This window comes from Shewanella sp. CAL98-MNA-CIBAN-0140 (assembly GCF_040309905.1).
In the GTDB taxonomy this organism is placed as follows: domain Bacteria; phylum Pseudomonadota; class Gammaproteobacteria; order Enterobacterales; family Shewanellaceae; genus Shewanella; species Shewanella psychromarinicola.
In genome coordinates, this window is record NZ_JBEOPI010000014.1 from 43,403 (window position 1) to 67,869 (window position 24,467).

The 24,467-nt window shown below is 43.6% G+C and carries 19 protein-coding genes; 6 read left to right on the top strand and 13 right to left on the bottom strand.

Annotated elements, in window-relative coordinates:
- Positions 1–37: 37 nt before the first annotated feature.
- Entirely contained in the window at positions 38–481 is a 444-nt protein-coding gene (gene dksA / locus AAEY93_RS09250) for an RNA polymerase-binding protein DksA (RefSeq protein ID WP_101034195.1), read from the bottom strand.
- 115 nt (positions 482–596) lie between these two features.
- Positions 597–1,301, bottom strand: coding sequence for a DNA/RNA nuclease SfsA (gene sfsA / locus AAEY93_RS09255; protein ID WP_335686814.1), 705 nt, complete (start codon positions 1,299–1,301; stop codon positions 597–599).
- 144 nt (positions 1,302–1,445) lie between these two features.
- Here sfsA and pepB point away from each other — a divergent pair, with 144 nt between their 5' ends.
- Positions 1,446–2,720 carry an aminopeptidase PepB gene (gene pepB / locus AAEY93_RS09260; protein WP_351076326.1) on the top strand — a complete coding sequence of 425 codons (1,275 nt, stop codon included), beginning with the start codon at positions 1,446–1,448 and terminating at the stop codon, positions 2,718–2,720.
- Positions 2,721–2,776: 56 nt separating this feature from the next.
- Here pepB and thpR read toward each other — a convergent pair whose 3' ends face one another.
- The gene (thpR, locus tag AAEY93_RS09265) at positions 2,777–3,325 is read right to left on the bottom strand and encodes an RNA 2',3'-cyclic phosphodiesterase (protein ID WP_351076329.1); all 549 of its coding nucleotides are present in this window, start codon (positions 3,323–3,325) and stop codon (positions 2,777–2,779) included.
- Positions 3,326–3,510: 185 nt separating this feature from the next.
- Here thpR and AAEY93_RS09270 point away from each other — a divergent pair, with 185 nt between their 5' ends.
- From AAEY93_RS09270 to mrcB, 3 genes are all read left to right on the top strand, one after another.
- Positions 3,511–5,772, top strand: coding sequence for a putative bifunctional diguanylate cyclase/phosphodiesterase (locus tag AAEY93_RS09270; protein WP_351076332.1), 2,262 nt, complete (start codon positions 3,511–3,513; stop codon positions 5,770–5,772).
- A gap of 128 nt (positions 5,773–5,900) precedes the next feature.
- Complete coding sequence (gene hrpB, locus AAEY93_RS09275; RefSeq protein ID WP_351076335.1) at positions 5,901–8,486, top strand: ATP-dependent helicase HrpB; 2,586 nt, start codon at positions 5,901–5,903, stop codon at positions 8,484–8,486.
- Between the two features lie 68 nt (positions 8,487–8,554).
- Positions 8,555–10,855 (top strand): penicillin-binding protein 1B, encoded by a 2,301-nt coding sequence (gene mrcB / locus AAEY93_RS09280; protein ID WP_101034199.1) that lies wholly within the window; start codon positions 8,555–8,557, stop codon positions 10,853–10,855.
- Positions 10,856–11,110: 255 nt separating this feature from the next.
- Here the strand turns inward: mrcB and AAEY93_RS09285 are convergent, their stop codons facing one another.
- From AAEY93_RS09285 to AAEY93_RS09320, 8 genes are all read right to left on the bottom strand, one after another.
- Positions 11,111–11,920 carry a potassium channel family protein gene (locus AAEY93_RS09285; protein WP_101034808.1) on the bottom strand — a complete coding sequence of 270 codons (810 nt, stop codon included), beginning with the start codon at positions 11,918–11,920 and terminating at the stop codon, positions 11,111–11,113.
- 329 nt (positions 11,921–12,249) lie between these two features.
- On the bottom strand, positions 12,250–12,585 hold the full coding sequence (locus AAEY93_RS09290; protein ID WP_101034200.1) for a hypothetical protein: 336 nt from the start codon (positions 12,583–12,585) through the stop codon (positions 12,250–12,252).
- Positions 12,586–12,608: 23 nt separating this feature from the next.
- Entirely contained in the window at positions 12,609–13,262 is a 654-nt protein-coding gene (locus AAEY93_RS09295; RefSeq protein WP_351076340.1) for a hypothetical protein, read from the bottom strand.
- 6 nt (positions 13,263–13,268) lie between these two features.
- Positions 13,269–13,958, bottom strand: a complete 690-nt coding sequence (locus tag AAEY93_RS09300) for a PspA/IM30 family protein (protein WP_101034202.1) — start codon at positions 13,956–13,958, stop codon at positions 13,269–13,271.
- A 10-nt stretch (positions 13,959–13,968) separates the two neighbouring features.
- A complete protein-coding gene (locus tag AAEY93_RS09305) occupies positions 13,969–14,382 on the bottom strand; it encodes a YjfI family protein (protein WP_101034203.1) in 414 nt (137 codons plus the stop codon).
- A 79-nt stretch (positions 14,383–14,461) separates the two neighbouring features.
- On the bottom strand, positions 14,462–16,222 hold the full coding sequence (locus tag AAEY93_RS09310; RefSeq protein ID WP_233768622.1) for a polyamine aminopropyltransferase: 1,761 nt from the start codon (positions 16,220–16,222) through the stop codon (positions 14,462–14,464).
- 3 nt (positions 16,223–16,225) lie between these two features.
- Positions 16,226–17,125, bottom strand: coding sequence for a DUF350 domain-containing protein (locus tag AAEY93_RS09315; protein ID WP_101034204.1), 900 nt, complete (start codon positions 17,123–17,125; stop codon positions 16,226–16,228).
- A 13-nt stretch (positions 17,126–17,138) separates the two neighbouring features.
- Positions 17,139–18,101 carry a hypothetical protein gene (locus AAEY93_RS09320; protein ID WP_101034205.1) on the bottom strand — a complete coding sequence of 321 codons (963 nt, stop codon included), beginning with the start codon at positions 18,099–18,101 and terminating at the stop codon, positions 17,139–17,141.
- A gap of 161 nt (positions 18,102–18,262) precedes the next feature.
- On the opposite strand from AAEY93_RS09320, the gene glnE reads away from it, so the two are divergent.
- Positions 18,263–21,118 carry a bifunctional [glutamate--ammonia ligase]-adenylyl-L-tyrosine phosphorylase/[glutamate--ammonia-ligase] adenylyltransferase gene (gene glnE / locus AAEY93_RS09325; RefSeq protein ID WP_164839441.1) on the top strand — a complete coding sequence of 952 codons (2,856 nt, stop codon included), beginning with the start codon at positions 18,263–18,265 and terminating at the stop codon, positions 21,116–21,118.
- Positions 21,119–21,557: 439 nt separating this feature from the next.
- On the opposite strand, the gene AAEY93_RS09330 is transcribed toward glnE, so the two are convergent.
- Entirely contained in the window at positions 21,558–22,511 is a 954-nt protein-coding gene (locus tag AAEY93_RS09330; RefSeq protein WP_101034206.1) for a sodium-dependent bicarbonate transport family permease, read from the bottom strand.
- Positions 22,512–22,903: 392 nt separating this feature from the next.
- On the opposite strand from AAEY93_RS09330, the gene AAEY93_RS09335 reads away from it, so the two are divergent.
- On the top strand, positions 22,904–23,188 hold the full coding sequence (locus AAEY93_RS09335) for a DUF3081 domain-containing protein (protein ID WP_101034207.1): 285 nt from the start codon (positions 22,904–22,906) through the stop codon (positions 23,186–23,188).
- Positions 23,189–23,238: 50 nt separating this feature from the next.
- On the opposite strand, the gene zapE is transcribed toward AAEY93_RS09335, so the two are convergent.
- On the bottom strand, positions 23,239–24,441 hold the full coding sequence (gene zapE, locus AAEY93_RS09340) for a cell division protein ZapE (protein WP_124012433.1): 1,203 nt from the start codon (positions 24,439–24,441) through the stop codon (positions 23,239–23,241).
- Positions 24,442–24,467 lie beyond the last annotated feature (26 nt).

Below are 24,467 nucleotides of genomic sequence, written 5' to 3' on the forward strand. Positions count from 1 at the left end.
AAAAAGGGCGAGATAATCTCGCCCTATTGGTAACGGGTTAACCCGCCATTTGTTTTTCTCTTATTTCTGCAAGTGTTTTACAGTCGATACATTGATCGGCTGTTGGGCGAGCTTCGAGACGGCGGATACCTATTTCGACACCACATGAGTAACAGAAGCCAAAATCGTCTTCTTTGATTAACCGTAAAGTTTTCTCAATCTTTTTGATCAGTTTACGTTCTCTGTCACGAGCTCGTAATTCTAAGCTGAATTCTTCTTCTTGTGCTGCACGGTCTACAGGATCAGGAAAGTTTGCAGCTTCATCTTGCATGTGAGTTAACGTACGGTCGACTTCTTCACGCAATTGGTTACGCCATGCATCGAGGATCAATGTAAAGTGACCACGTTGCTTGATATTCATATACTCTTCACCAGCGGATTCCTGGTAAGGATCTACTCCGGCGATAGCGAGTACGCCAAGTTTTTTCGTGCCTTCAGGCATAACGCATCTCCTGTAATCATTTGCGTTTTAAGGGCGTCTAAAATTTATCGCCGCTATCTATAGCAGAAACTCTATGGCTAGGCAAATTTTTTACTCAGTATTTGAGTTTTTTTATCTACACCATCACTTTACAAGGGGTGGTGATAAGGCTTCCCTGAGATGAACATTGTGTCTTATATGCTAGCACTTCAACGCCATTTGATACTGCTTGTTGAAGTAAGTCTGCGTACTGAGGGTCAATATGTCGTGCGGGTCTAACACTTGTTATGCCACTGTGTTGTACCACAAACAATAATATCGCACGATGTCCTAATGCCACCATGTGGCTCAGCTCCCGCAGATGCTTTTGTCCTCGCGTGGTCACGGCATCAGGGAAATAACCCTCTTGGCCTTCTAGCAAAGTACAACTCTTCACTTCAATATAGCACTCAGGTCGGTTTTGGCTAGTGAGCAAAATATCAATACGGCTATTTTCATTACCATATTTTACTTCACGTTTTAATTTGTCATAACCTTGCAGTTCAGTGATAACTTGCTGATGGATTGCTTCTTCTGCTAACGCATTGGCACGATTGGTATTAATACCAATCAGCTGTTGCTGATCTGTCTGCATAATTTCCCAGGTGTGGGCATATTTACGTTTTGGATTGTCTGAGGTGGAAAACCACACCTTTTCACCTGGAAATAAACAATTTTTCATTGACCCCGTATTAGGGCAATGAATCGTGATCGCTTGGCCATTTGGTAGCATGATATCGGCGAGAAAACGTTTATAACGTTTAATTAATACACCTGATTCTAATTCGGGGGTAAATTTCATCGATTACTCATTTAATGAGTTGATTTACAACAATGCTAACAAACTTTAGCGTGGTTTATCGATTATGTTTTGTCTACACTACTGCCATTAACTCGTGGTTAAGCGCGAGTATTGGTGTTATTAGACTTACAACAAGGGATTATTATGGACATTATGACAGTTACTCTCACCACCCAAGCCCCTGCTGCTCATTGGGGTAAGGCTGATGTGACCTACCAAGGCGCTCAAGCGGCGATCCATTTATCTGGCAACGATGAACTGCGCCAAGTGCAAATGGCTGCAAGGAAAGTGCGTAATCAAGGTATTAATTATGTGCAATTAGACGGTGACTTGTGGAATTTACATTCACAGTGGGCATTTGCGCAAGGTTTTGCGACGGCTAAAGCGGGATACGAAGTGAACTGGTGTGGGAGTGATGCTGATAAAGCAACGTTGAAACAACGTGCTGAAGCAGCCCTGTTTGCCCGTAAGTTGATTAATGATACACCTGAAGATTTATCGCCAGTCGGTTTAGCGACACAAGCTGCAGCTTGGTTAAAACATATTGGTGGCGATCATGTCAGCTTCAGTATTGTTGAAGGCCAAGAATTATTAGCGAAAAAATGGGTCGGTATTCATGCTGTGGGTCGTGGTAGTGAACGTCCTCCTGCATTATTAGAACTCGATTTTAATCCATTGGGAGCTGATGCACCGGTATCTGTTGCCCTAGTAGGCAAAGGTATTACTTTTGACTCAGGGGGTTATAGCCTTAAGTCATCAGAAGGTATGTTAGCGATGAAATGTGACATGGGTGGCGCCGCCACCGTCACTGCGGCATTGGGATTAGCGATGAAGGCGGGTTTGAATAAACGCGTTAAGCTATTTCTATGCTGTGCGGAAAACTTAATCAGTGGTCGTGCCTTTAAATTAGGTGATATCTTAACTTATAAGAATGGCACCACGGTTGAAATCGTCAATACCGATGCAGAAGGGCGCTTAGTCTTGGCTGATGGTTTACAAGCAGCATCAGAAACGGGTGCCGGCTTAATTATCGATGCGGCAACCTTAACCGGTGCAGCAGTGATGGCCGTGGGTTCAAATTATAATGCGATTTTTTCACCACAAACGGCAACATTACAATTAGCACAGCAGCGCGCGGCAGCAGTATCAGAAAATGTATGGCCATTGCCGTTAGATGAATGGCATAAAGATATGTGTCCATCAGCTTATGCTGATACCGCCAATAGCCGACCAGTCAAAGGTGGTGGCGCGGGTGGGGCATCAAATGCGGCCGGTTTTTTATGGCGCTTTGTGTCACCACAAGCTAATTGGTTACACGTAGACTTAGCTGCCGCATTTGAATCATCTGCCTCTGCATTATGGGCAGCAGGCGCGACCACCCATGGTGTATTGACCATAGCTGAATTATTAAAAGACTAGTTATTTTGTTTTAAACGTAATAAAAACCGTCGTTCACGTATTGTGGCGACGGTTTTTTATTTTTCGTGCAGTAACGGCCAACTTTTGAGGACTGAATAGTTAATTTGCTGCGAGCAATTTATGGATTGGTACAAATGTAAATGTGTCGGCGTTAACTGTAAGTTTGTCATGCATCCCAATATGGGTAAATCCGTCATGCTAACATGACGAAATAAGCTAATGTGTGGCGTGTATTGGTGCTGGCTGATGAATAAGTTGTGGTGTTTGGCAATCGATGTAAGCGATTGTGCCATGGCTAATAGCGGTTCGCTTGCTTGTCCTTGTAAACAGATTAACTGTGCTGATTGCCATAAAGCTAGGGTATCGAACTGTTGATTAAAAATAGATTTAGGCATCAACCCAATCGCATCGATGACACTGGCGTAACGGGTAGGATCTACCGGACCTAAAAATCCAAGAGTCATGTGTAAATTGGTGTTGTTTATGGTCTTCGCATCATTGTTCAAAAATGGCTTAAGCCTATGCTGTAGCGTAGATATTTGTTCTATTTGTGATTTTTTTAAGCTAAAACCGACAAACAATCTTCGCGAAGAGGTGGTTTGCATTCGGTTATCCTTAATTAGTAATAAGTTGTAACTTTAACCCGAATAGATTACCAATACAGCATGATATAAACATATATCGTTATTTGTGAGTGACTAAACTACACTTAGGCTAATGTTAACGATAATATAGCGCATGTTTTTTATTCCCGAGCAAATTGAATTGCTAACCTTGACTGAGTTGATGTATGGCCAATAGTACCCAGCAACTATTGAAAAGTGTTTTTACAAATGGACCTATTGAAGGCAATAATACTTCGGTGTTATCACTGCTTAATCAGGCACTACAATTAGTCTGTGAAAGGTTAGAATGCAGTGCAGCATTTGTGCTGACGAGTCAATACGATAAATTATTTGCGGTTGATACTGATATTATCGATACGTTAGAGCAACAATGTGTCAGTCATTTCGGTGCTTCACCTGCATCTGAGGCCCTGTTTAGCCAACATTTACAAGATAATCGATCACTGTGCAGCTCCTTATTTTATAATCATCAACCCATTGTCTATACCTGTTCCCCTGAACAATGTTTTACTGCCGACGAAAACCCAATATTAATTCCGTTTCTAGACACACTGACGGCCCTGGATATTGATTGTAAGCACCTTGCTCTAAGCCCCGTTTTACACGTTGGCAATGTCAAAGTTGTTTTAGGGACTCTGTGTGTATCAGATGCTAATCATGATGTTTGTCAGCATGAAAATCCTTGTGCCTTTGTACAAAAGTTACTCGATGATACCGCATATGAATTGGCCTCTTCACTTGAGTTACGTCGTTTAGCCGTAGTTCTTGATAATAAAGATAAACAGTATCAAGAACTGTTTCAATTATTGCCGATGGCCTGTGCGCTGATTGATTTACACAATAATGTGGTATTGCAAAATGATGTGAGTAAACATAATTTGCCCATTACCATAGGGCAGAGTTTATTTGATTTGTTACTTGAAGATGATCATCCTCTGCTCCTAGATACATTGCATATTGTCCGAGAAGGTATTTTACGCCAAGCCTGGTGTGAAGTGCCGCTGCGAAATGGCGTTCAAATCCACTGGTATAAGTTTAGCTTTTGCCATGCGCTTAATAAACAGCAACAGTTATTGTTAATGATTGAAGATGTTACCGAGCGCTATCGACTTGCCGATGAATTATCGTTCCATTCAAATCATGATGTACTGACCGGACTCCCTAATCGGCTACAGTTTGAAAATATGCTCGAAGAGTTATTAAACGACGAAGATCATCCACCGGCATGTATTGCCTTTCTCGATCTCGATCAGTTTCAGGTGGTGAATGATCTTAGTGGCCATCAAGCGGGCGATTTGTTATTGCAACAAGTGGCTACGCGGTTAAAACAATTATTGCGTAAAGGAGATATCGTCGCACGTTTAGGCGGTGATGAGTTTGGCTTATTGATGCTCCACTCAGATATGTCATCAGCACAACAAGTTGCCAAGCGGATTTGTCAGCAATTGTTTGATCATGAATTTATTTGGAAAGGTGTTAAACACAATATCAGTGCCAGCATTGGTATGGCCAAAGTCAATTATGTTGATCCAGATATATATGGTGTGATGAGTAAGGCTGATGCCGCCTGTCGATTAGCCAAAGAAGAAGGCCGTAACCGTTGGCATTTTTATAATCCTGACGATCCGCAAATGCACATTATGTATAACCAAATGCTTGCATCTGTTGATATTACTGGCGCGCTAGCATTGGATCAGTTTGAGTTGTTTTATCAATTAATTGAACCGTTAGTTAAATCAGAGGCGGGTATACACATGGAAATCTTGCTGCGGATGGTTCGCAGCGATGGCCAATATATATCACCAGGGGTGTTTTTGCCTGCTGCTGAGCGTTATAACCTAGCGCCTCGAGTCGACCGTTGGGTTATCGATAATTTATTGAACTGGGGCGGAAATAATTTAGCCACATGGGATCAGCTTTCTATGGTGTCGGTGAATTTGTCGGCGATGTCGCTGGCGGATAAAAAATTCATGAATTGGCTCGAAATGCGCTTAATGGTTGAACCTGAGCTGGTCAGTAAATTATGTTTTGAAATTACTGAAACCGCCGCGGTAAGCCAGTTAGATCAAGCCACAGGATTAATTGATTTATTACGACCTTTTGGTTGCAAGATCGCCTTAGATGATTTTGGTTCAGGTTTTTCGAGCTTTGCTTATTTGAAATGTCTTGATGTGGATTATGTTAAAATTGATGGCCAATTCGTGGTGAATTTATGCGAAAACCGCAGTGACAAAGCGATCGTTTCAGCTATTTGTCAGCTTGGCAAAGATATGGATTTTGAAGTTATTGCCGAATTTGTTGAAAACACAGAAATAGGGCTATACCTCAAAAATATTGGCGTCGATTATGCTCAAGGTTACGCCATTAATAAACCGACTCGACTAGCCCAATTACAACACGGTTTACGGACTCCCTGGTTAATATAAGTGTTGTGGCTTGCCGTGATCCGCTGAGTGACGTTAATTAATTTGCAGGTGAAATCGTCAATTAATGACAGATTAGTTCAAATGTGGGTAAAATGCCTGCCAGAGAATCGCCGTAAAAGTTAACCCTCTTGACCTCAAAACAAGCATTACTGCACCCCAAACCATCGGCTGCCATAACACTGCCTATTCAAGCCGTCCTTGAGCCGTTGCGCGCCCGGTTTGCTAGCCACTCACAAATTATTCTCGAGGCACCTACGGGAGCAGGCAAGTCAACCGCATTACCATTAGCCATGTTAGCTTGGCCTGAAATTAGCGGCAAAATTCTCATGTTAGAACCACGCCGAGTAGCGGCCCGAAATGTTGCCAAATTTATTGCTCAACAATTGGGGCAAGCCGTTGGACAAGCGGTGGGGTATCGTGTCCGCGGTGAATCAAAAGTCAGTTCACATACTCGATTAGAAATAGTCACTGAAGGTATTCTGACCCGAATGATCCAACACGATCCTGAGCTTAGCGGGATTGATGTGATTATTTTCGACGAAATTCATGAACGACATCTTGCTACTGATTTAGGCTTGGCGTTAGCATTAGAAGTGCAGCAATCATTACGTGACGATTTACACATTATCGCCATGTCAGCCACCTTGTCCGGTTTACCTTTAGACACGTTAATGCCCAACGCCGCGCAGATCCACAGCGATGGTCGCAGTTTTGCGGTTGAGATAGCGTATCAACCTTGCCCGAGCCAACAATTGTGGCTTACACATATGTCACGGGTCATTATCAATACTATTGAGTCGACTCAGTTAGCGGCCTATCAACAAGGCAGTATATTAGCCTTTTTGCCCGGTAAAGGTGAAATCCGCAAACTTGCAGGGTTATTGCGCCAACGCTTAAATGGGTCATGGCTTATCTGTCCTATGTACGGCGATTTGTCTTCTGCCGAGCAAGATCAAGCCATTCGTGCAGCAGAACCCGGTAAACGTAAAATCGTCCTCGCCACCAATGTGGCTGAGTCGAGCTTAACTATCGAAGGGATCACCCTTGTTATTGACAGTGGCTATCGACGTGAAGCCAGTTTTAACCCTAAAACCGGCGTGACACGCTTAGGGCTCAGGCGCATTAGCCAAGCCTCTGCTATTCAGCGTAGTGGGCGTGCAGGGCGTTTAGCTGTGGGGTATTGTGTGCGTTTATGGAGCCAAGAAGAACAAGGGCGAATGCGCAAAGTCGATGAGCCCGAAATCTCTCAAGCCGAGTTGACTTCAATGGCGCTTGATTGTGCCAGTTGGGGGGTGACATCATTTGCTGAGTTATCATTATTAACGCCACCACCACCGATCCACGAGCAAGTTGCCTGGCGATTACTTCAGCAACTTGAATTGATTGACCCGCAACGTAAATTAACCTCTTTGGGCCGTGATGCCTATGCATTAGGTTGCCATCCGCGCTTAGCGCATATGCTCCTAAAAGCCAAACAACTAGCGCGGCATAATGATCAGCCTCAACTTTGTTTACTGGCATGCGTATTGGCTGGCATTATTGAAGCCCGTGGCTTGCCTAAAAAAGGCGCTGATATTCATCATTATTTGACAGAGGCCCTGCAGGGGCAGATTAAACAGCAAGTCAGGCAATGGCAACAATCCTTATCGATATCAGGTCAGGTGAGTGACGTAATACGTAATGCATCCACACGTGATATTAGCTATTTGTTAGCACTTGCTTACCCGGATCGTATTGCTAAGGCTCGCGGTCATGAGGGCTTTTTATTAAGTAATGGTACCGGCGTGGTGATCAGTGCAGATGATAGTTTGGCTCATGAACCTTGGTTAGTGGTTGCTGACTTCCAAGAGACTCAAGGTCGTAATGCTGGGCAAGTTTATCTCGCCGCAAGGCTGGATGAACGTTTGTTTACTGCAGAGCTTGCATCGTTAGTCACCACTCACATTCAAGGTGGATGGGATGATGCAAAAGGGCGGTTCTTTGCTGAAAAACACACCAAAATCGGTGAGGTTATTATTAAAACCGACACTGGTATTATACCTGCTCGGGCACAAATTACCGCCGCATTATTAGCACAAATCCGCATAAAAGGGTTAACAATCCTTAATCGTGACGAAGTATTAATCCAGTTACAATATCGGGTTGAATTAGCTCGACACTATGCACCAGAGCATGAGTGGCCTTGTTTAAGCGATGAGTACTTGTTGGCTACACTCGAAGATTGGCTTGGGCCCTATTTAGACAACGTCCGTTCATTGACTGCGTTAGCTAAGGTTGGTGCTTATGGATTGGTGAAAAACTTACTCAACTGGCAACAGCAACAATTATTAGAACAATTGGTTCCGACGCATTGGCCTATGGCTACGGGGACTCGTGCGCCGATCCGTTACCAGATGCCCCTTGACGCTGACGGACATTTTTATCATAACCATGAGCAACAAGGCCGAGCATTATTAAGTGTACGGTTACAAGAAGCGTTGGGCTTAGCGCAAAGCCCATTAATATTACACGGCAAAATGACCGTGACGATGGAGCTGTTGTCGCCAGCACAACGACCATTAGCCGTGACGGCGGATTTAGCCAGTTTTTGGCAAGGCCCTTACGTAGACGTTAAAAAAGAAATGCGCGGCCGATACCCAAGGCATTTATGGCCAGATGATCCGGTCAATACTGTGGCGACAAAATTTACTAAAAAGAAAACTCCAGGCGTGTAAATAAGCCATGTCGCTTATTAACAACATGTAATTAATTCAGTGTTATATGGAAAACGAAACCATTATTTATGACTAAAAAAACCAAAAAGTCTTCGGCAACCAAAAAAAACAGTGGCCCATCTTGGAGGCAAAAACTCTGGTCTCTCACATGGAAATTATCAATCGTTGGTATTGCAGTTGTGAGCTTTTATGCTATTTATTTAGATCAAATTATTGGGCAAAAGTTTGAAGGCCAAAAGTGGCATTTGCCTGCCCAAGTTTTTAGTCGCTCAATGGCATTATATCCAGGTGCTGCGATCAACCATCCTCAGTTAATGGCCGAACTTAAGTTACTGGGTTATCGTAAAGTGTCAAACCCACGTCAAGTTGGTGAGTTTTCAGCCTCTAGCACTCGTATTGAATTATGGCGTCGACCGTTTTTACATCCCGAAGGTAATCAAGCTGAACAGCGAGTGATGATCAGTTTTGACTCTGACGGGGTTAGCTCGGTTAACCGCATGTCTGATAAACGTGAATTAGCTGTATTTCATTTAGAACCGGTATTACTCGATCGGATTATTGCTGGCAATGGTGAAGACCGCTTATTTGTGCCGGCGTCAGAGATGCCTGCAATGATCATCGATGCGCTTATTTTGGTTGAAGACCGCAGCTTTTACGATCATTACGGCGTGAACCCACTGGCCATTGCTCGTGCTGCTATGGTTAACATTTCTGCCGGTCGCACTGTGCAAGGTGGATCAACCTTAACCCAACAGTTAGCCAAAAATTTCTTTTTAAGCAGTGAACGCTCAATTGTTCGTAAAGTGCGTGAAGCCATAATGGCATTGATTATTGATTTTCGTTATAGCAAAGATGAAATCCTAGAAGCTTATCTGAATGAAGTTTACATGGGCCAAGATAAGGCGCGTGGCGTACACGGTATGGGGTTAGCGTCACAATTTTATTTTGGTCGCCCAATCGGTGAGCTGACGGTGTCGCAACAAGCCTTTTTGGTGGCAGTGATCAAAGGGCCTTCTTATTACAATCCTTGGCGTAATCCTGATCGTGCTCAAGAGCGTCGAGATCTGGTGCTACGTATATTAATGGAAAATGACCAATTGACTGTTGCACAATATAAGGCCGCAGCAGAGTCGCCTATAGGACTACGCAGTGAGAAAAAGTCAATACACCAAAAATTGCCAGCTTTCTTTGCGGTCGTAAAGCAAGAACTTCGTGAGCGCTACGGCGATACGTTATTACAGCAGTCAGGGGTGAAGGTATACACCACGTTAGATCCTATGGCTCAAGAAGCCGCAGAAAAAGCGGTATTGTCGACGATGGCGTCATTGGATAAACGGGCTAAAAATATTCAAGTTGGCATGGTGGTAACGGACAAATATACCGGCGGTATTGCAGCCATGGTGGGTGACAGACAACCCAGTTATGATGGCTTTAATCGTGCGGTAGAAATTAGACGTCCAATCGGTTCGTTAATTAAACCATTCGTGTATGCAAGTGCATTACGCCAAGGTGATCGATTCACTTTAGCGACCCCAATTGATGACAAACCGATCACGCTAACAAATGAGCAAGGTAAAACCTGGTCGCCTAAAAACGTAGATAAAAAGTTCACTGGTCAAGTACCTTTATTAAGTGCGTTTAAAGATTCAATGAACGTTCCGACAGTCAATGTCGGTTTGGCTGTTGGAGTGGATAACGTTGCTAACACATTGCAAAAGTCGGGTTGGACTGATGATATTTCACCTTATCCATCCATGTTGTTAGGCGCCGTAAATGGTTCACCATTAATGGTGGCTCAAGTTTATCAAACCCTTGCTGATGAAGGTCGTTACCGTAAGTTATCATCGATTACCGCGGTGTTAGACAGTCAAAACCAAGCATTAGATGTCAGTCGTGTGCCATCGTCAATGGCGATTGATCCTGCGACCGATTACTTAGTCCAATATGTGATGAATCAAGTGGTGCTTAGTGGTACGGCTAAACGCTTAGGCCGTGCGTTTCCTGGCGTGCGTTTAGCAGGAAAAACGGGCACCAGTAATGATAGTCGTGACTCATGGTTTGCTGGGTTTGATGAGCGTAACGTAGCGGCAATTTGGGTCGGTCAAGACGATAACAGTAAAACCGGTTTGTACGGCAGCAGCGGCGCAATGGCAGTGTATCAAGCTTTTTTACGTGAACGTCCTCCACTCAGTTTACGTATGTTGCCGGTTAATGGGGTGATCCATGGTTATTTTGACCGCACAACAGGCGCGGCTAAGCAAGGAAATTGTAATAATATTATTGGTTTACCTGCATTAGACTCTAGCTATCATCCGCTAGCCAATTGTGGTGAGTCATTATCTTGGTGGCAGAAGCTGGTTGGAAAGTAAATCGTTAGCTTGACCGTTGTTTAGCTGCAAATATAAAGCCCAAAGTAAGTGATTACTTTGGGCTTTATATATTTAACCTCAGTTTAGAATCATAACGATTATCAAACCGCTCTTCTTTTCTGCTGTTATTATTACATCGACTTGCCATAGATGCGTCAATGCGCTTTGTTAGCAACATCAATGGCAAGTGTGATATTGCCGACTTGAAATAATCCCATTTTATCGTTTTATCTAATCTCTTATCCCGAGTTGGGATTATTTTCGCTGATTGAGTTGGTTACGTAATGTGGTGATCTCTTTGAGCATTTGCTGCTGATTTTGTTCCATGCGTTCAAGGGCTAATTCTAGCTTGGTATTGATTTCTGCTTTATGGGCTTCTTGAGCCTCTTGTGCTTCATTACGTTCTTGCTCATCTGGGGCGACGAAAACAGATGCCATATAACCGGAGATAACCCCAAAAAAGCTAACACCACTGATAATCACCAGTCCACCAATGATATGACCGACCGTAGTGACGGGATAAAAATCACCGTAACCAACCGTTGATATGGTCACTAATGCCCACCAAATTGCTTGTTCTGCGGTTTGGATGTTGGCGTTAGGTTCTGCACTTTCTACCAATAAAATAAGCACCGATGCGGCGGCCAAAATTAATATCATTGCCACCAGTAAACTGGCTAGCGTTGTTTGTTTTCGTTGGCGCAATAATGGGATTAATAAAGATCGGCTCATGCGGATCAGTCGGATCACGCGTAATATTTGGAATATGCGTGCAAATCGCAATGGTTCAATGGCAGGGATGCTGGCAATAAAGTCTATCCAGTGATGCTGGAGGTAGTAGGTTTTACTGCGTGCTTTAAATAAGCCAACAAAAAAATTACTCATAAAAACCATGCATATTGCACTGTCGATATACAGCAGCACTTTGTTGGTTTCGGCGTCTAATCGACCAAAGGTAATGGTGAGCACTATGACCACTGACACTAATGATAACACCATCATCGCAAGTTCGAACGGACTAGGACCATCGACATTTTTTAGCGACCAAGCTTTAGATCCAAGCATGTAGTTAACCTCAACTCTGGATAATAAATGGTTATCAAATAGCCTTTGTTGCGCGACCGGAGTGGTATCAACTAACAATAAGCCCGCTATTGATACGTCAATACACCTTGTTGGCAAAACACATGGAAAGCTTAATATTGCAGACTTAAAACCAAACCGTTTTTAACGATTTATCCCCTCACTTATCCAGCGTTAGGGGTCGTTAAGTCCGCTTACGTTCGTTAACCGATAGGCTTTGTTAATTGATTAGCTTTATCATAACAAAAAAACGCACAAGACAGGAGTCTAGTGCGTTGTTTTTATTTGGCATAATTAGCGTAAAACCGTGTTTATTTTGCTGATTTAGTATCAACAAAATGGACTAGGTCATCTAATACCCGTTTCTTGATTTCCAGCTGTGATTCACTCTCTAAACCGTATCTTTGCGCTAAAATCACGTAGTCTTCAGCATTTAATGATACGGTCAAACGGGGGCGTTTAGGACGTTTAGATACTGACAGTCCGAGTATAGTGCGGATTTGGTCTGAAGGACTTACGCCTTTGTCTAAGGCCGCTTTTCGGATAGAGTATTGAAACTTCTCGTCCAGATCAAAAGCCACTTGAGTCGCTTTTGCCGCTTGTTGGTTTTTAAGCCATTTCTCTGGTAACGGTTTGCCTGAGCTCATTCGAAAATCGTCTCCTAGCTGTATCAGCTTGCTGGCCAGTACTCTCTAATATCGGTCAGTGGTCGATATAAAGTTAACATCACTTCGGTATCTCCACTTTCGTAAACTTCAATATCCACGGCGTGAGAGTCATCAGAATTAACTAAACTATAGCCTTCAAATCCTTCACCGCGGGCATCATCGTCATTTTGAGGCGGTTTAAGGTCTCGATAATCTTGACGATGAAAATAACCAAAACAGCCAAATTCGACTTGATGATATTCATCACTAAGCCATTTATCCCACTCAGCACTTAGCTCGGCGGGAAGCGTTTGCACGCTGAGTGTTGCTTTGCCTGGTTCTTCAAATATTTCAGAAAAGGCCTCAAGATCAAACAATTGTTCAACCTCCGCGCGATTGATTTTCATTGAAATACTTAAGTAGGGTTCATCTTCTTTTATATAGGATAAATAAATTGCGCTGCCGCTATGGCCACGTAATAAGAATTCACAAAGCTGCGAGCGCTGGTATTCATAAGTATGAATACCCTCAACCTTAAGCTGTTGCCCACGCAATTGCGTGGGCAAAGCAAAACTGTCATCAAAGGTGATCATATCACCCTTGAGCAGTTTATTGGGATGGTCAAGCTGGCGCTTCGGGGCTTCTTTTTTGCCAAATAGGCCGCTAAGAAATCCCATATTCGCCTAGCCTTTTCGTGCTTTGATGCGATCTAACACGGCATTGGCATTCGACTTTTGCTCACCAATACCTGCTTGAGCTAGTTTGGCATGTAATGACTTGTCGCTACTTTCATCCGCTAATGTTTCTGACGCCTTTAAGCGGTCATCAAACTGCTGTTGACGTGCTTTGATACGCTCAAGTGAATCTTTAGCATTAAGCAGTTTAGAGTTGCTTGAGGCAAACGAGTCAGTAATAGTCGCGGTTGCTTTTTGCACGCTTTCAGTGGTTTTAACCATGGTTAATTGACGTTGGTAATCATTTAACTGACGCTCGGTCTTTTTGACTAAGTCTTTTAAACGCAGCGCATGGGAACTAAAGCTGTCATTGGCAGTTTGTTGTTCGGATAACTCTTCGTCTAACTGAGCAATCTTTTCAGCAATTTCAATAGCTAATGCTTCATTACCTTTGTCTAGCGCTTGGGCCACATAACCCTCGTGTTCGGTAACGCTGCGCTTTAAGCGATCAATTTCACGACTGGCCTGCATTTCTTTTGCCATGACATCAGTTAACTCACGCTTTGCGCGAGTTAAATGCTTTTCTGCATCACGAATTTCTTGTTCAAAAATACGGGTTGAGTTTGCGTCAACGACAGTCTGGCCAACTTCGGTTGCACCACCACGAAACGCTGTAAGAATCTTGTTTAGAATGCCCATAATTGGCTCCTTAGTTTAAAAATTCGACGAGTTCGTCGATAACTTCCAGACAGTTGTCTGACAGAACGGCTAATTCTTGTTCAATTTCTTCCATGCTTGATTGCACAGACAAAGCACCGTAAACCACATATTTATCATCGATTTTCGCAAATGATGATAATGGCATTGGAATGTTGAGCTCTAACATGGTCTCAAACATTTCAGCGCGGCGATCTTGGTTTACTTCGTTTTCGCCCCACAGATAACTGATACACAATATTTGGTTGTCAGTTACTGATACAAACACCGGAATTTCTTCACGGCTGACAATATTGACTTGTAACACTTCAACATCACCGTCAATCGGATAACAATCAAACTGAAAACCGGTTTTGCTTTGATCGCAAAGTCCATTTAGGTGACTTGCAATGGTATGGATGTTCATATTTGTCCTTAATTGACATATTATGTCTGTGAGTAACGATAGCATCTAGACATAATATGTCAAGCGCTATCTGGTTCAATTAAAAAAGATTAATTACTTCATATTCTGACCAAGCTGCTAGGTGGTAATGATACAGCTGTAATGAACCAATTTCGTTTACGTTAATGCTATCGATATCATCATAAAAATCACCCGGGAATTCAAATGAAGCCTTGATTAAGCCTGGGGTTAACCATTCTTCTGGCACTGGTAGTGTCTGTAATGTCGCGAGTCGTTGTTGTGGGTTTTTGCCCATTTTACTGCCCATGCTCCAGCCCCATTCACCAAAGCTAGGCACATTATGATGATACTGTTTTACATTAAATCCTGCTGCAGTCAGTGTCTTGCCAACAGACATAAACGCTTTGCGTGCATGATAGGGGGAGGTTGATTGCACTGTGATGACACCATCGGCGCTGAGCAGCTCATTGAGTTTTCGGTAAAATAAATCCGAATAGAGTTTGTTTAAGTCAGGATGGCTTGGGTCGGGTAAGTCAACAATGATGGCATCAAACATTTGGCCTTTTTGGATCAGCTTATCAACCCCATTAAACGCATCGTCAACGACCAGCGTTAATCGTGGATCGTTTAACGAATTTCCATTTAATGCTAGTAATGCATCGCTCAAACGTTGCGGCATATCTGCTGGCGGTGATGTAAATAAGCTCAACAAGTCTTGATCTAAATCCATCAATGTAACCGCTTTAGGTTGCCATTTGAGCACTTGTTTTAAGCCTAAACCATCGCCGCCGCCAATAATGAGCACGTTATTGTGCCGGGCACTGGCCGCTAATGTTGGATGAACTAAAAAGCTGTGGTAAATATGCTCGTCGCTACTAGAGAATTGCAAACGCCCATTGATGTATAAATTATAAACTGGCGCTAACCCTCCACCACGTAAACGCTCAGTAAAGTTGAGCTGCTGGAACCGGGTTGCTTTGGCATACACTACATGATCTTTATACAATAGATTATTAAAATGTTGTTCCCAATTAGGGCCTTTAACCGCTAAAATTCCAATCACAACACTGGCAATAATATGGCCAATAAGCAGCCATTTAACATGACGAATTTTGGCCCAAAAGCGCCAAATAAATACTAGTCCAGCGAGTAAATTAACACTTGCGGTTAGCGCAGCCGCTAATTGAATATCAATGGCTAGCATAAAGCCGACCCAAATAGCCGCGCCTATACCTGCACCAATGTAATCGGCACCATATATGGTGCCGGCATTATGCAGTAAGTGCGCTTCAGATAAGGATTGCCGAACGCGAGCAATAAGCGGAATTTCCATACCAATCATTAACCCAAGCAATACACCCCATACATAAGGTAAGTATTTGCTGAGGGTTTGCAGGCCAGCAATAAAGCCGCCATTGGGTAAATGATCAGGAGGCAGACCCAGCGTATTGGCTATAGCTAAAGGAAGTTGTTGGCCAAACCCAATGACCGCAGCGGTAACAATAATGGCAAACGAGCCGCACAGTGCTACTGTTAACTCGAGCATGGCAAAGCCTGTGAATGCGCATTTTATTTTACGGGCGGCAAATGCTCCTACGCCCATAGACACAATCATCAAACCTATCATGGTGTAAATAGCGGCTTCTAGCGCGCCTAAAATACGCCCCGCATAGTGCGATAATAAGTATTCATAAATAAGACCGCATCCCGCCAGCGAGGCCATGATGCCGAGCAATAAGGCATCATCAAGCCACGATACTTCACGGGAGGGAAGGGAACTTTGCTGTGGGTCCCCCGGTGTTGTGTTAACGGGAAGATCATCGAGCAAAGGTGTTGTCATAAATTAAGCCATTAACGCCGTAAGAATAAGAGCAACAGCAATACTAATTGCCATTTCAACGGCTGCAATACCAATGTTGTGTTGTTTTTCAACTTCTTCAGCCAGATTGATACCGGCTAACACCAGTTTTTTCACTATGGCGATCAACAGCGATAACACCACCAGCATGATCAGTGAAAAAACGCACCAACTAATAATGTTGCTTAAATGGGCGCTTGGGTCATAAACAATGAAATGGCTGGCCGCTTTAAAGCTTAACGCCATCGCTATCATATAGCCGCTGTGACGTAGTGCTAATGCGGTTTGATTTTGGGTTAATGCTTGTTGCATTGAGGCGCCTTGATTACGTTTAGCATAACGTTTTTCACGTAATCGAGTGAGTATGACTAGCATCAATTGTGAGATTAAAAATGCACTAAAAATACCAATAAAGGTATCTAGGGTAAGATCTTCTGCCCACATTAATACTGCGCGAATAATAATCGCAGTGGCAATGGCAGCCGCGGCGTCAACCACAGCAACAGAGACATTACCTTTAAGAATTTCATCGTTCTTAGCAAATTCATTTAAGGCTATTTTATCATGTAAAAACCGGCCTAATTTAATTAGCACTAAGCCAAACAAGCCGTAAGCCGACATGCCAATAGCTTCGGTTAAATAAGACGGTGCAGCTTCGCCAGTGATGGCCCCTGTAAGCACAATCCCTAATGCAGCGATCGCACCTGCGGTACTAATACCAAACGCAAAATTGTCGCGCTCTGCAAGCTCAGCACTGCTATTGACTTTAATGCTCCAACCTTGCAAATAACGCATCAACGCCAGTAAAATTATAGCGATGGTTAAATCAATGGCTAAAATAATCGCCAAATGTTGAGTTAAGCCATATTCTTGAAAAAATGTCATGGTGAGTCCTTACCTATTTTCCACGGCTAACACCGCGACTAGTGCGGCTGCTTGAGTTACGGAAACTACTGTCTTTTGAATAGCTCGAACGGAATTTTCTACTCGCGCTTTGGGTAGTGCTACTGGCTTTGGGTACGCTCGCACTTTGACGTGACAAGCTTGTTGAGCCTGTTCGAGTTTTGGCATAAGGGCTATCGAATCGTTTCCCTTGGCTGTTAAAACGTTTCTTGGTTTGTTCAAAGGTTTTTGCTTGCGAGGTCGCTTGGCTTGGTGATGTGTAACGGTAACGTCCTACATCATTGTAGTAGCTGTAGCCACGGTTACCTGACCAACGACCGTAACCTATTGGACGAGAGAAGTTAGAAAACATCGCATACATGCCATACCAAGCCCAGATTGAGGTGCCGCTTGAATTATTTTGCCAACTACCGTAAGACGGATTGCCCACCAGCTGACTACCAGCACCACTGCCTTCGGAGCCATTTGCCAGCGCTTCAGCTTCACGGCTGATAGCATTGACTCTGGCCAGTTGCCCATTAGACATATCGGCAACTACATTGACGGGATCGGACAGCATATCGTTATACAAACTGCTGTCGGCGGCTTGATAAATATTCTGTGCTTCAGCTAATTGCTGGTCTAAATCAATAAAGTTAGCGCTGTTGTTTAAGTCTTTATTACGACGGGTTAATGACGTAAACATTGGACCTTCTGTGCCAGCATCTTTAGCCAACTCTTCCAGCAATGGGGTTAAATCGGATTGACGCTGAGCGAGAATACGGCAGTATTGTTTGAGTAATGTCGCATTACGCAGCTGATTGTTGTTGAGCGAACTAGCCAACAGATCAAGACGTTGTTGGGCAAGTTGCTGGTACTGAGCAATTTGTTCCGGTCTGTTATCACCGCAACCGCCAAGGGTTAACGTGACAAACAATACGGTTATCAATGTGAGTACACGGGGGAGGTGACCTACCATGTTTTCTCCAAATGTAGATTTTTCATGTGCTAATTCAATATGACACAGGTTATAGTAATCTGGGTGTCAATGATATTAATCTGAACATTAGACTGACTGATAGATATACCACTCGCGACATAATATGTCCAACACTCATTTCTTTAGGGATCATTATTGCCATGCAAAACCAAGGTGACAAGGTATTATCTGCCGCGATGTTAGCCAGTGCAGATCGTTACTGGTTAAGACTCTGTGATGTTTGGCCTGAAGCTAAAACAGCACTGACCGCCGTGCAACAGCAAGAGTTAAAGACCGTATTTGGCTTGAGTGATTATATGGGAGAGCAACTTTGCCGTCATCCAGAATGGATTGTGCAGTTATTTAATGGCTTATTAGATGATGTTGTGCGCAGTGAGTTTGATGCTGGGTTACATTCGCTGTTAGCGGAATTAACGCAAGAAGAACAAGTTAAATCGGTTTTACGTCGTTATCGTAATGTGCAAATGGTTCGCTTAGCGTGGCGTGATTTTTTAAATTACACCCCAGTCGAAGAGTCATTACTCGATTTGTCTGCATTAGCAGAGGCATTGGTTATTGCTGGGCGAGATTGGTTATACCAAGAGATGTGTAAGCAATACGGTACACCGATGAGTGCAGAAGGTAAGCCACAACCTTTATTGATTTTGGGGATGGGGAAATTAGGCGGACGTGAGCTTAATTTTTCATCTGATATCGATTTAATTTTTACCTTTCCAGAACATGGTGAAACCGTTGGCGGTCGACGGACTCAGGACAATCAACAATTTTTTATTCGCATGGGCCAGCGTTTGGTTAATCTACTCGACCAAGTGACCGTAGATGGATTTGTATTTCGGGTCGACATGCGTTTACGTCCTTATGGTGAAAGTGGTCCTTTGGTGGTCAGCTTTAGTGGGTTAGAAGACTATTACCAAGAGCAAGGTCGCGATTGGGAACGTTATGCCATGGTCAAAGCGCGAGTGCTTGGTCCTTGGTCGGGCTATTGTGACGAGCTCCATGATTTATTACGCCCGTTTGTTTATCGGCGTTATATTGATTTTTCTGCCATTGAATCACTGCGTAAAATGAAGCAACTGATTGCCCAAGAAGTTAGGCGTCGTCAGTTAACTGACAATATTAAGCTTGGTGCTGGCGGGATCCGTGAAGTCGAATTCGTGGTGCAAAGTTTTCAGTTGATCCGTGGCGGACGCGAGCCTGCATTGCGACAGCAAAGTTTATTTGGCGCCATTGATACCTTGTACAGCCTAGGGCAGTTGGAATATTTAGCCGTCGATGAGCTTAAACACAGTTATATTTTATTGCGTCGCGTGGAGAATTTATTGCAGGCCATTGACGATAAACAAACGCAAACCCTGCCCAATAATGAACTCGATTGGCAGCGTTTATGTTACCCGCTAGGGGTAGAAGACGAAGCGGCACTTCGCCAAAAAATCAACAAGGCGATGGCAACCATTCATGGTCACTTCAATGACACAGTAGGCGGGGCTGACAGCCACGAACATAATGATCATTGGACCTGTTTATTTTGGAATATTCAGCAAGATGAACACGCTAATGCCTTGTTGCAAGAGCAACAAATCGATGATGCCGAATTATGGCCACTATTAAATGAGTGGCATCAAACGGTGTCCAAACGTTCTATCGGGCCGCGAGGACGTGAAACGCTCGATAAGCTAATGCCTAAGTTGCTGGAAGAATTAGTCAATCAAGTTAAACCGAGTCAAGCGTTTAAACCTGTGTCAAAAGTGCTGGATAAAATCTTAACCCGTACCACTTATCTAGAGCTTTTGTGTGAAAACCCGGGCGCTCGACAGCAGTTAGTCAGTTTGTGCTGTGCAAGTCCTTGGATTGCGCGCGAGCTGGCCAATTTCCCGATGCTGCTAGATGAGTTAATTGATCCGTCGCAGCTGTATGACATTACCTCGATTGATGATTACCCTAGCGAATTACGTCAGTACTTGTTACGGGTACCAGAAGATGACATGGAACAGCAAATGGAAGCGTTGCGGCAGTTTAAATTGTCTCAACAGCTCAAGATTGCTGCCGCCGATGTGACTGGCGTTTTACCTGTGATGCAGGTAAGTGATCATTTAACCTTTTTAGCCGAAGCCATTATCGAGCAAGTCGTGCTGCAAGCTTGGCATCAAGTGGCGTCTCGCCACGGTATTCCCGAGGAAACTAGCCCTAGCAACATGGGGTTTGCGGTGATTGGTTACGGTAAACTCGGTGGCATTGAGCTAGGTTATGGTTCTGATTTAGATTTGGTTTTTTTACACGGTCATACCGGTTCTGGCACTACAGATGGCAAACGCCCGATCGACAATGGCTACTTTTACTTAAAACTGGCGCAGCGAATTGTGCATTTATTTGCCACCCGCACAACCTCGGGTGAATTATATGAAGTCGACATGCGTTTACGACCCTCTGGCGCATCTGGCTTGTTAGTCAGTGAAATTGAGCATTTTGGTGCCTATTTACAACAAGAAGCCTGGACGTGGGAGCATCAAGCTTTAGTGCGGGCTCGTTTTGTGTTTGGTGATTATTCGCTGGCAGGACGCTTTAGTGAGCTACGCTCGCAAGTCTTGCAAATAGAGCGAGATAAAGTGGTATTGGCCAAAGCCGTCAGGGACATGCGTATCAAAATGCGTGAGCACTTGCTCCGCGTTGAGCCAGGGCAATTTGATTTAAAACAGAGTGCTGGTGGGATTGCTGACATCGAATTTATCGCTCAGTACCTAGTCTTAGCCTATGCCTACCAATATCAAGAGTTAACCATTTGGTCTGATAATGTGCGTATATTTGAAGTATTAGCTGAGTTGGAGTTATTGCCTATCATGCAAGCCCAGCAGTTAACTCAAACCTATTGCTGGCTCCGCGACGAGAATCATGAACTGACATTGCAACAATTACCCAGTAAATTATCCAAGCAAAGCGTGCAGCAAAAAACAGAAAGTGTGGTGGAGATTTATAATCATATTTTAGGGGTTGACGGTTAATTAAATGGATCCAGGTTGATATCTCGTCAGTTAACAGCGGTTTTCAGCATCGATTGGGTTGATAAGTTTAATCGACTCCCAGTGCTAATGATTTAAGTCTGTGCAATGTGAAGAGGTATGCGAAATCCACCAAGATATTTCATGTTGTGGTCATGCCATTAACCTGCAAGGTATTAGCGCGTTTTGAGCAGAAGGTGGTTCAACATCAGCTTGGATACAGCAAGCCTTAGCGCCACGCGTATTAGTAAAGCTGTGGTGCATCGACCAGCAAAGCCGTGATTAACTTCATACCATTATCAGCTTAACGTCGATAACGCGATGTTGGTTGATAAAGCCGCTCATCATCAGGCTAAATAATACCGGATGAGATAAACCAATACTCACTTGAGGCATTCGTTTTGGTTCAAATAATATGGGCGTTAAGCTAATTTATAACGGTTTACCCTAGTATCTGCGCAATCCACAATTGGTAGACGGGTAGGCCTATTAATACGTTAATCGGAAACGTTATCCCCAGCGACGCCAACATAGCCAAGCCGATATTCGCATCCGGTATCGCCGCCTTAATTGCTGCAGGAGCCGCAATGTAAGATGCACTGGCACTTAGGGCTGCAAGCACCAAAATACTGCCAGAGGGTAAATCAAGTAACACCCCTAAACCGATACCCGCCCAAGCCAGTACAAATGGAATGACCGCTGCAAATAATAATAAACGCCATTGCTTGTATGGGATCGGTAAGCACACTTTAGCGGTACTAATCCCCATTTCTAATAAGAATAGTGCTAACAAGGTTTTAAAACCCGCCAATAACATTGGTGTGAGTGGTGCCATGCCGCTGGAGCCATATATCCAGCCTATGACCACCCCACCACAGAGCAACACAACTCCGCGACTTGTCAGGGCTTCGTGCAATACGCTGCCAGCCGAAGCGTGTTGACTATTTCCTGCGGTTTTGGCTTGTAAATAACGATGTAGCCATAACATGATAATAATCGCAGGCAGTTCAAGTAACACCAGATACAATGTTGTTTCAGGTCGTAAAGGCCATTGAGATTGATCGACCATGGTCATCACCACGGCAAATGTTCCCGCACTGACTGAGCCATAATGGGCCGCAATGCTAATGGCTTCTTTTTGTGGTAATTGAATTAATTTTCGAAGCAAAGGGTAAAGAGTCAGTGGGATAATAAACCCAAGTGCAATAATAGACAGTAATTCAGTGATCGCTAAATTTTTGGTTTCACCATGCAGTGCCATTCCGCCTTTAAGTCCTAGCGTCAGCATTAGCAAGATGGACAGGGTTTCGTAGGTGGCTTTAGGGACTTTTAAATCTGATTTGATCAGTCCAGCAAGCAAACCTAGGGCAAAAAAGGCAATCACAATATCAGGCATGGTATAGGTTCAGTCTGTTATAAAGTATGGTGATTTTGCCTTGTTGTGTTAACAAATGGAAATGTTTTAACTGAAAAAGAAACTGCAATACTGAGCCGCTTTAAACTAAGCCGTTCGATTAAGGACTGATCGATTCAATGCAGATCGATTGCTGAGGGATCTATTCAATGTAGGTCGATTAATGACTGAACTATTTAGTGCAGATCGATTACTGAGGGATCTATTCAATGCAGATCGATTAATGACTGATCTATTTAGTGCAGATCGATTAATGACTGGCCTATTAAAAACTGATCTATTAAATACTGATCTATTGAGGGCTGATCTATTAAAGGCAATCGGCGTATAGTATCTTTAAATAGCAACATAAAAAATTAACAGCAGAGCATGACATGAAAAATGAAATTGATATTCACCGTGCGTTAAAAGTATTTAACAAAGTCACCCAACATGGCGAAAAGCGTGCCATTGAAGACGGTCATTTTGGCCATGATTATTGGTTATGTGGCATTAGCGCGCAAACAGACCATGATGGTTATACTATTACCTTATCTGACGCTCAGGTCAGCTTAACGGTGTTTTTTCACAATAAATATCAGTTCGAATATCCGACCAGTGATGCCCTTGACAACTTCTTACGTCGTTTTAATGACGTTGAAAATTACCAAGCATCTTAGTCTAGCGCTAGGTGACTAAGCACCGTTAGCCTTAGTCATACAGGCTTATTTTACGCCCATTGTTGCATTTCAATAAGGCGACTATAAGTGCGTCGAAACTCAAACTGTAATGCCCCATTTAGATACAAATCTTCTAAGCTGGAATGGCTATTGAGGATTAACCTCACTTTTTGATCGTAGAGTTCATCCACTAAACTGATAAAGCGCCGAGTGGGATCGTCTTCACTGGCATACGCCAGTTGTCTTTCGCCTGTGGTCGTCGCTACCGCGCCATCTTCAGTGCCGCGCGCTTTAATCCAACTGCGTACTTCGCCGCCTAATGTAGGCACATTGCTGAGTAAAATATGGCTAAATTGTCCCGCCAGTTCAATATAATCCAATGCCGATCGCGGACCTTGGCACAAGGCTGAAAATTCAAACCAAGCAAGTTGTCCATATTGGGCCGCAATGGCAATATCGCGATGACAAACCTCAATTGAATCTGGATGACTTATGATGCTGGCATTAGCTTGTGGATATTGTTGACATAATCGTTGAAAAACGGCTTCAGGCTTCGTTGATGAAGGCAGTTTCAGCCAAGCTGCTGGCGTTGCAATTGCAGATAGTGTTGCGGCATTGGTTGGTAAACGATGATCAACAGGGCCGTTTAAATGGATTGTCTGGGTGTATTTAAGCAGGAGATCGATCGTCGGTAAAAAACGATCGCGCTGTAAACCATTTTTATATAAGTCCACTATGGGCACATTTGAGGTTGCTACTAAGGTCACGCCTGATTGAAATAAGGTTTCAAATAATCGGCCCAGTAAAATAGCATCGCCAATGTCAGATACAAAAAACTCATCAAAGCAAATTACAGAGTATTTCGCCGCGATCTGCTTAGCAATATGAGTTAAGGGATCGCGGATCCCCGATGTCTGATTTAATTGCTGGTGGAGCATGGCCATAAAACGATGAAAGTGTAGGCGTAATACCGTTTTTTTTGCTTTAAGTAACCCACCACACTCGCTCCGATCACACAGGCCCTGATACAACAAATCCATCAAAAAAGTTTTTCCTCGGCCGACATCCCCCCACAAATATAAGCCCCGAATGACCGGTTGTGCTGAAGTATATTGCTGATAGAGCGAATCTAAGGCGAGTATTGCTTGATGTTGCGCGGGATCATCAACAATATTTTGTTGAACGCGCTGCTGGTAGGCTTGTAATGGAGACATAACACTTAAGGTAAATTGTTGACCTGGGTAGTATACCATTAACGGTTCTCTTTATTATGGTGTGC

Coding starts and splice junctions, on each gene's coding strand:
- dksA (WP_101034195.1), bottom strand. CDS start 481: ATGCCTGAAGGCACGAAAAAACTTGGCGTACTCGCTATCGCCGGAGTA.
- sfsA (WP_335686814.1), bottom strand. CDS start 1,301: ATGAAATTTACCCCCGAATTAGAATCAGGTGTATTAATTAAACGTTAT.
- pepB (WP_351076326.1), top strand. CDS start 1,446: ATGGACATTATGACAGTTACTCTCACCACCCAAGCCCCTGCTGCTCAT.
- thpR (WP_351076329.1), bottom strand. CDS start 3,325: ATGCAAACCACCTCTTCGCGAAGATTGTTTGTCGGTTTTAGCTTAAAA.
- AAEY93_RS09270 (WP_351076332.1), top strand. CDS start 3,511: ATGGCCAATAGTACCCAGCAACTATTGAAAAGTGTTTTTACAAATGGA.
- mrcB (WP_101034199.1), top strand. CDS start 8,555: ATGACTAAAAAAACCAAAAAGTCTTCGGCAACCAAAAAAAACAGTGGC.
- AAEY93_RS09285 (WP_101034808.1), bottom strand. CDS start 11,920: ATGCTTGGATCTAAAGCTTGGTCGCTAAAAAATGTCGATGGTCCTAGT.
- AAEY93_RS09290 (WP_101034200.1), bottom strand. CDS start 12,585: ATGAGCTCAGGCAAACCGTTACCAGAGAAATGGCTTAAAAACCAACAA.
- AAEY93_RS09295 (WP_351076340.1), bottom strand. CDS start 13,262: ATGGGATTTCTTAGCGGCCTATTTGGCAAAAAAGAAGCCCCGAAGCGC.
- AAEY93_RS09300 (WP_101034202.1), bottom strand. CDS start 13,958: ATGGGCATTCTAAACAAGATTCTTACAGCGTTTCGTGGTGGTGCAACC.
- AAEY93_RS09305 (WP_101034203.1), bottom strand. CDS start 14,382: ATGAACATCCATACCATTGCAAGTCACCTAAATGGACTTTGCGATCAA.
- AAEY93_RS09310 (WP_233768622.1), bottom strand. CDS start 16,222: ATGACAACACCTTTGCTCGATGATCTTCCCGTTAACACAACACCGGGG.
- AAEY93_RS09315 (WP_101034204.1), bottom strand. CDS start 17,125: ATGACATTTTTTCAAGAATATGGCTTAACTCAACATTTGGCGATTATT.
- AAEY93_RS09320 (WP_101034205.1), bottom strand. CDS start 18,101: ATGGTAGGTCACCTCCCCCGTGTACTCACATTGATAACCGTATTGTTT.
- glnE (WP_164839441.1), top strand. CDS start 18,263: ATGCAAAACCAAGGTGACAAGGTATTATCTGCCGCGATGTTAGCCAGT.
- AAEY93_RS09330 (WP_101034206.1), bottom strand. CDS start 22,511: ATGCCTGATATTGTGATTGCCTTTTTTGCCCTAGGTTTGCTTGCTGGA.
- AAEY93_RS09335 (WP_101034207.1), top strand. CDS start 22,904: ATGAAAAATGAAATTGATATTCACCGTGCGTTAAAAGTATTTAACAAA.
- zapE (WP_124012433.1), bottom strand. CDS start 24,441: ATGGTATACTACCCAGGTCAACAATTTACCTTAAGTGTTATGTCTCCA.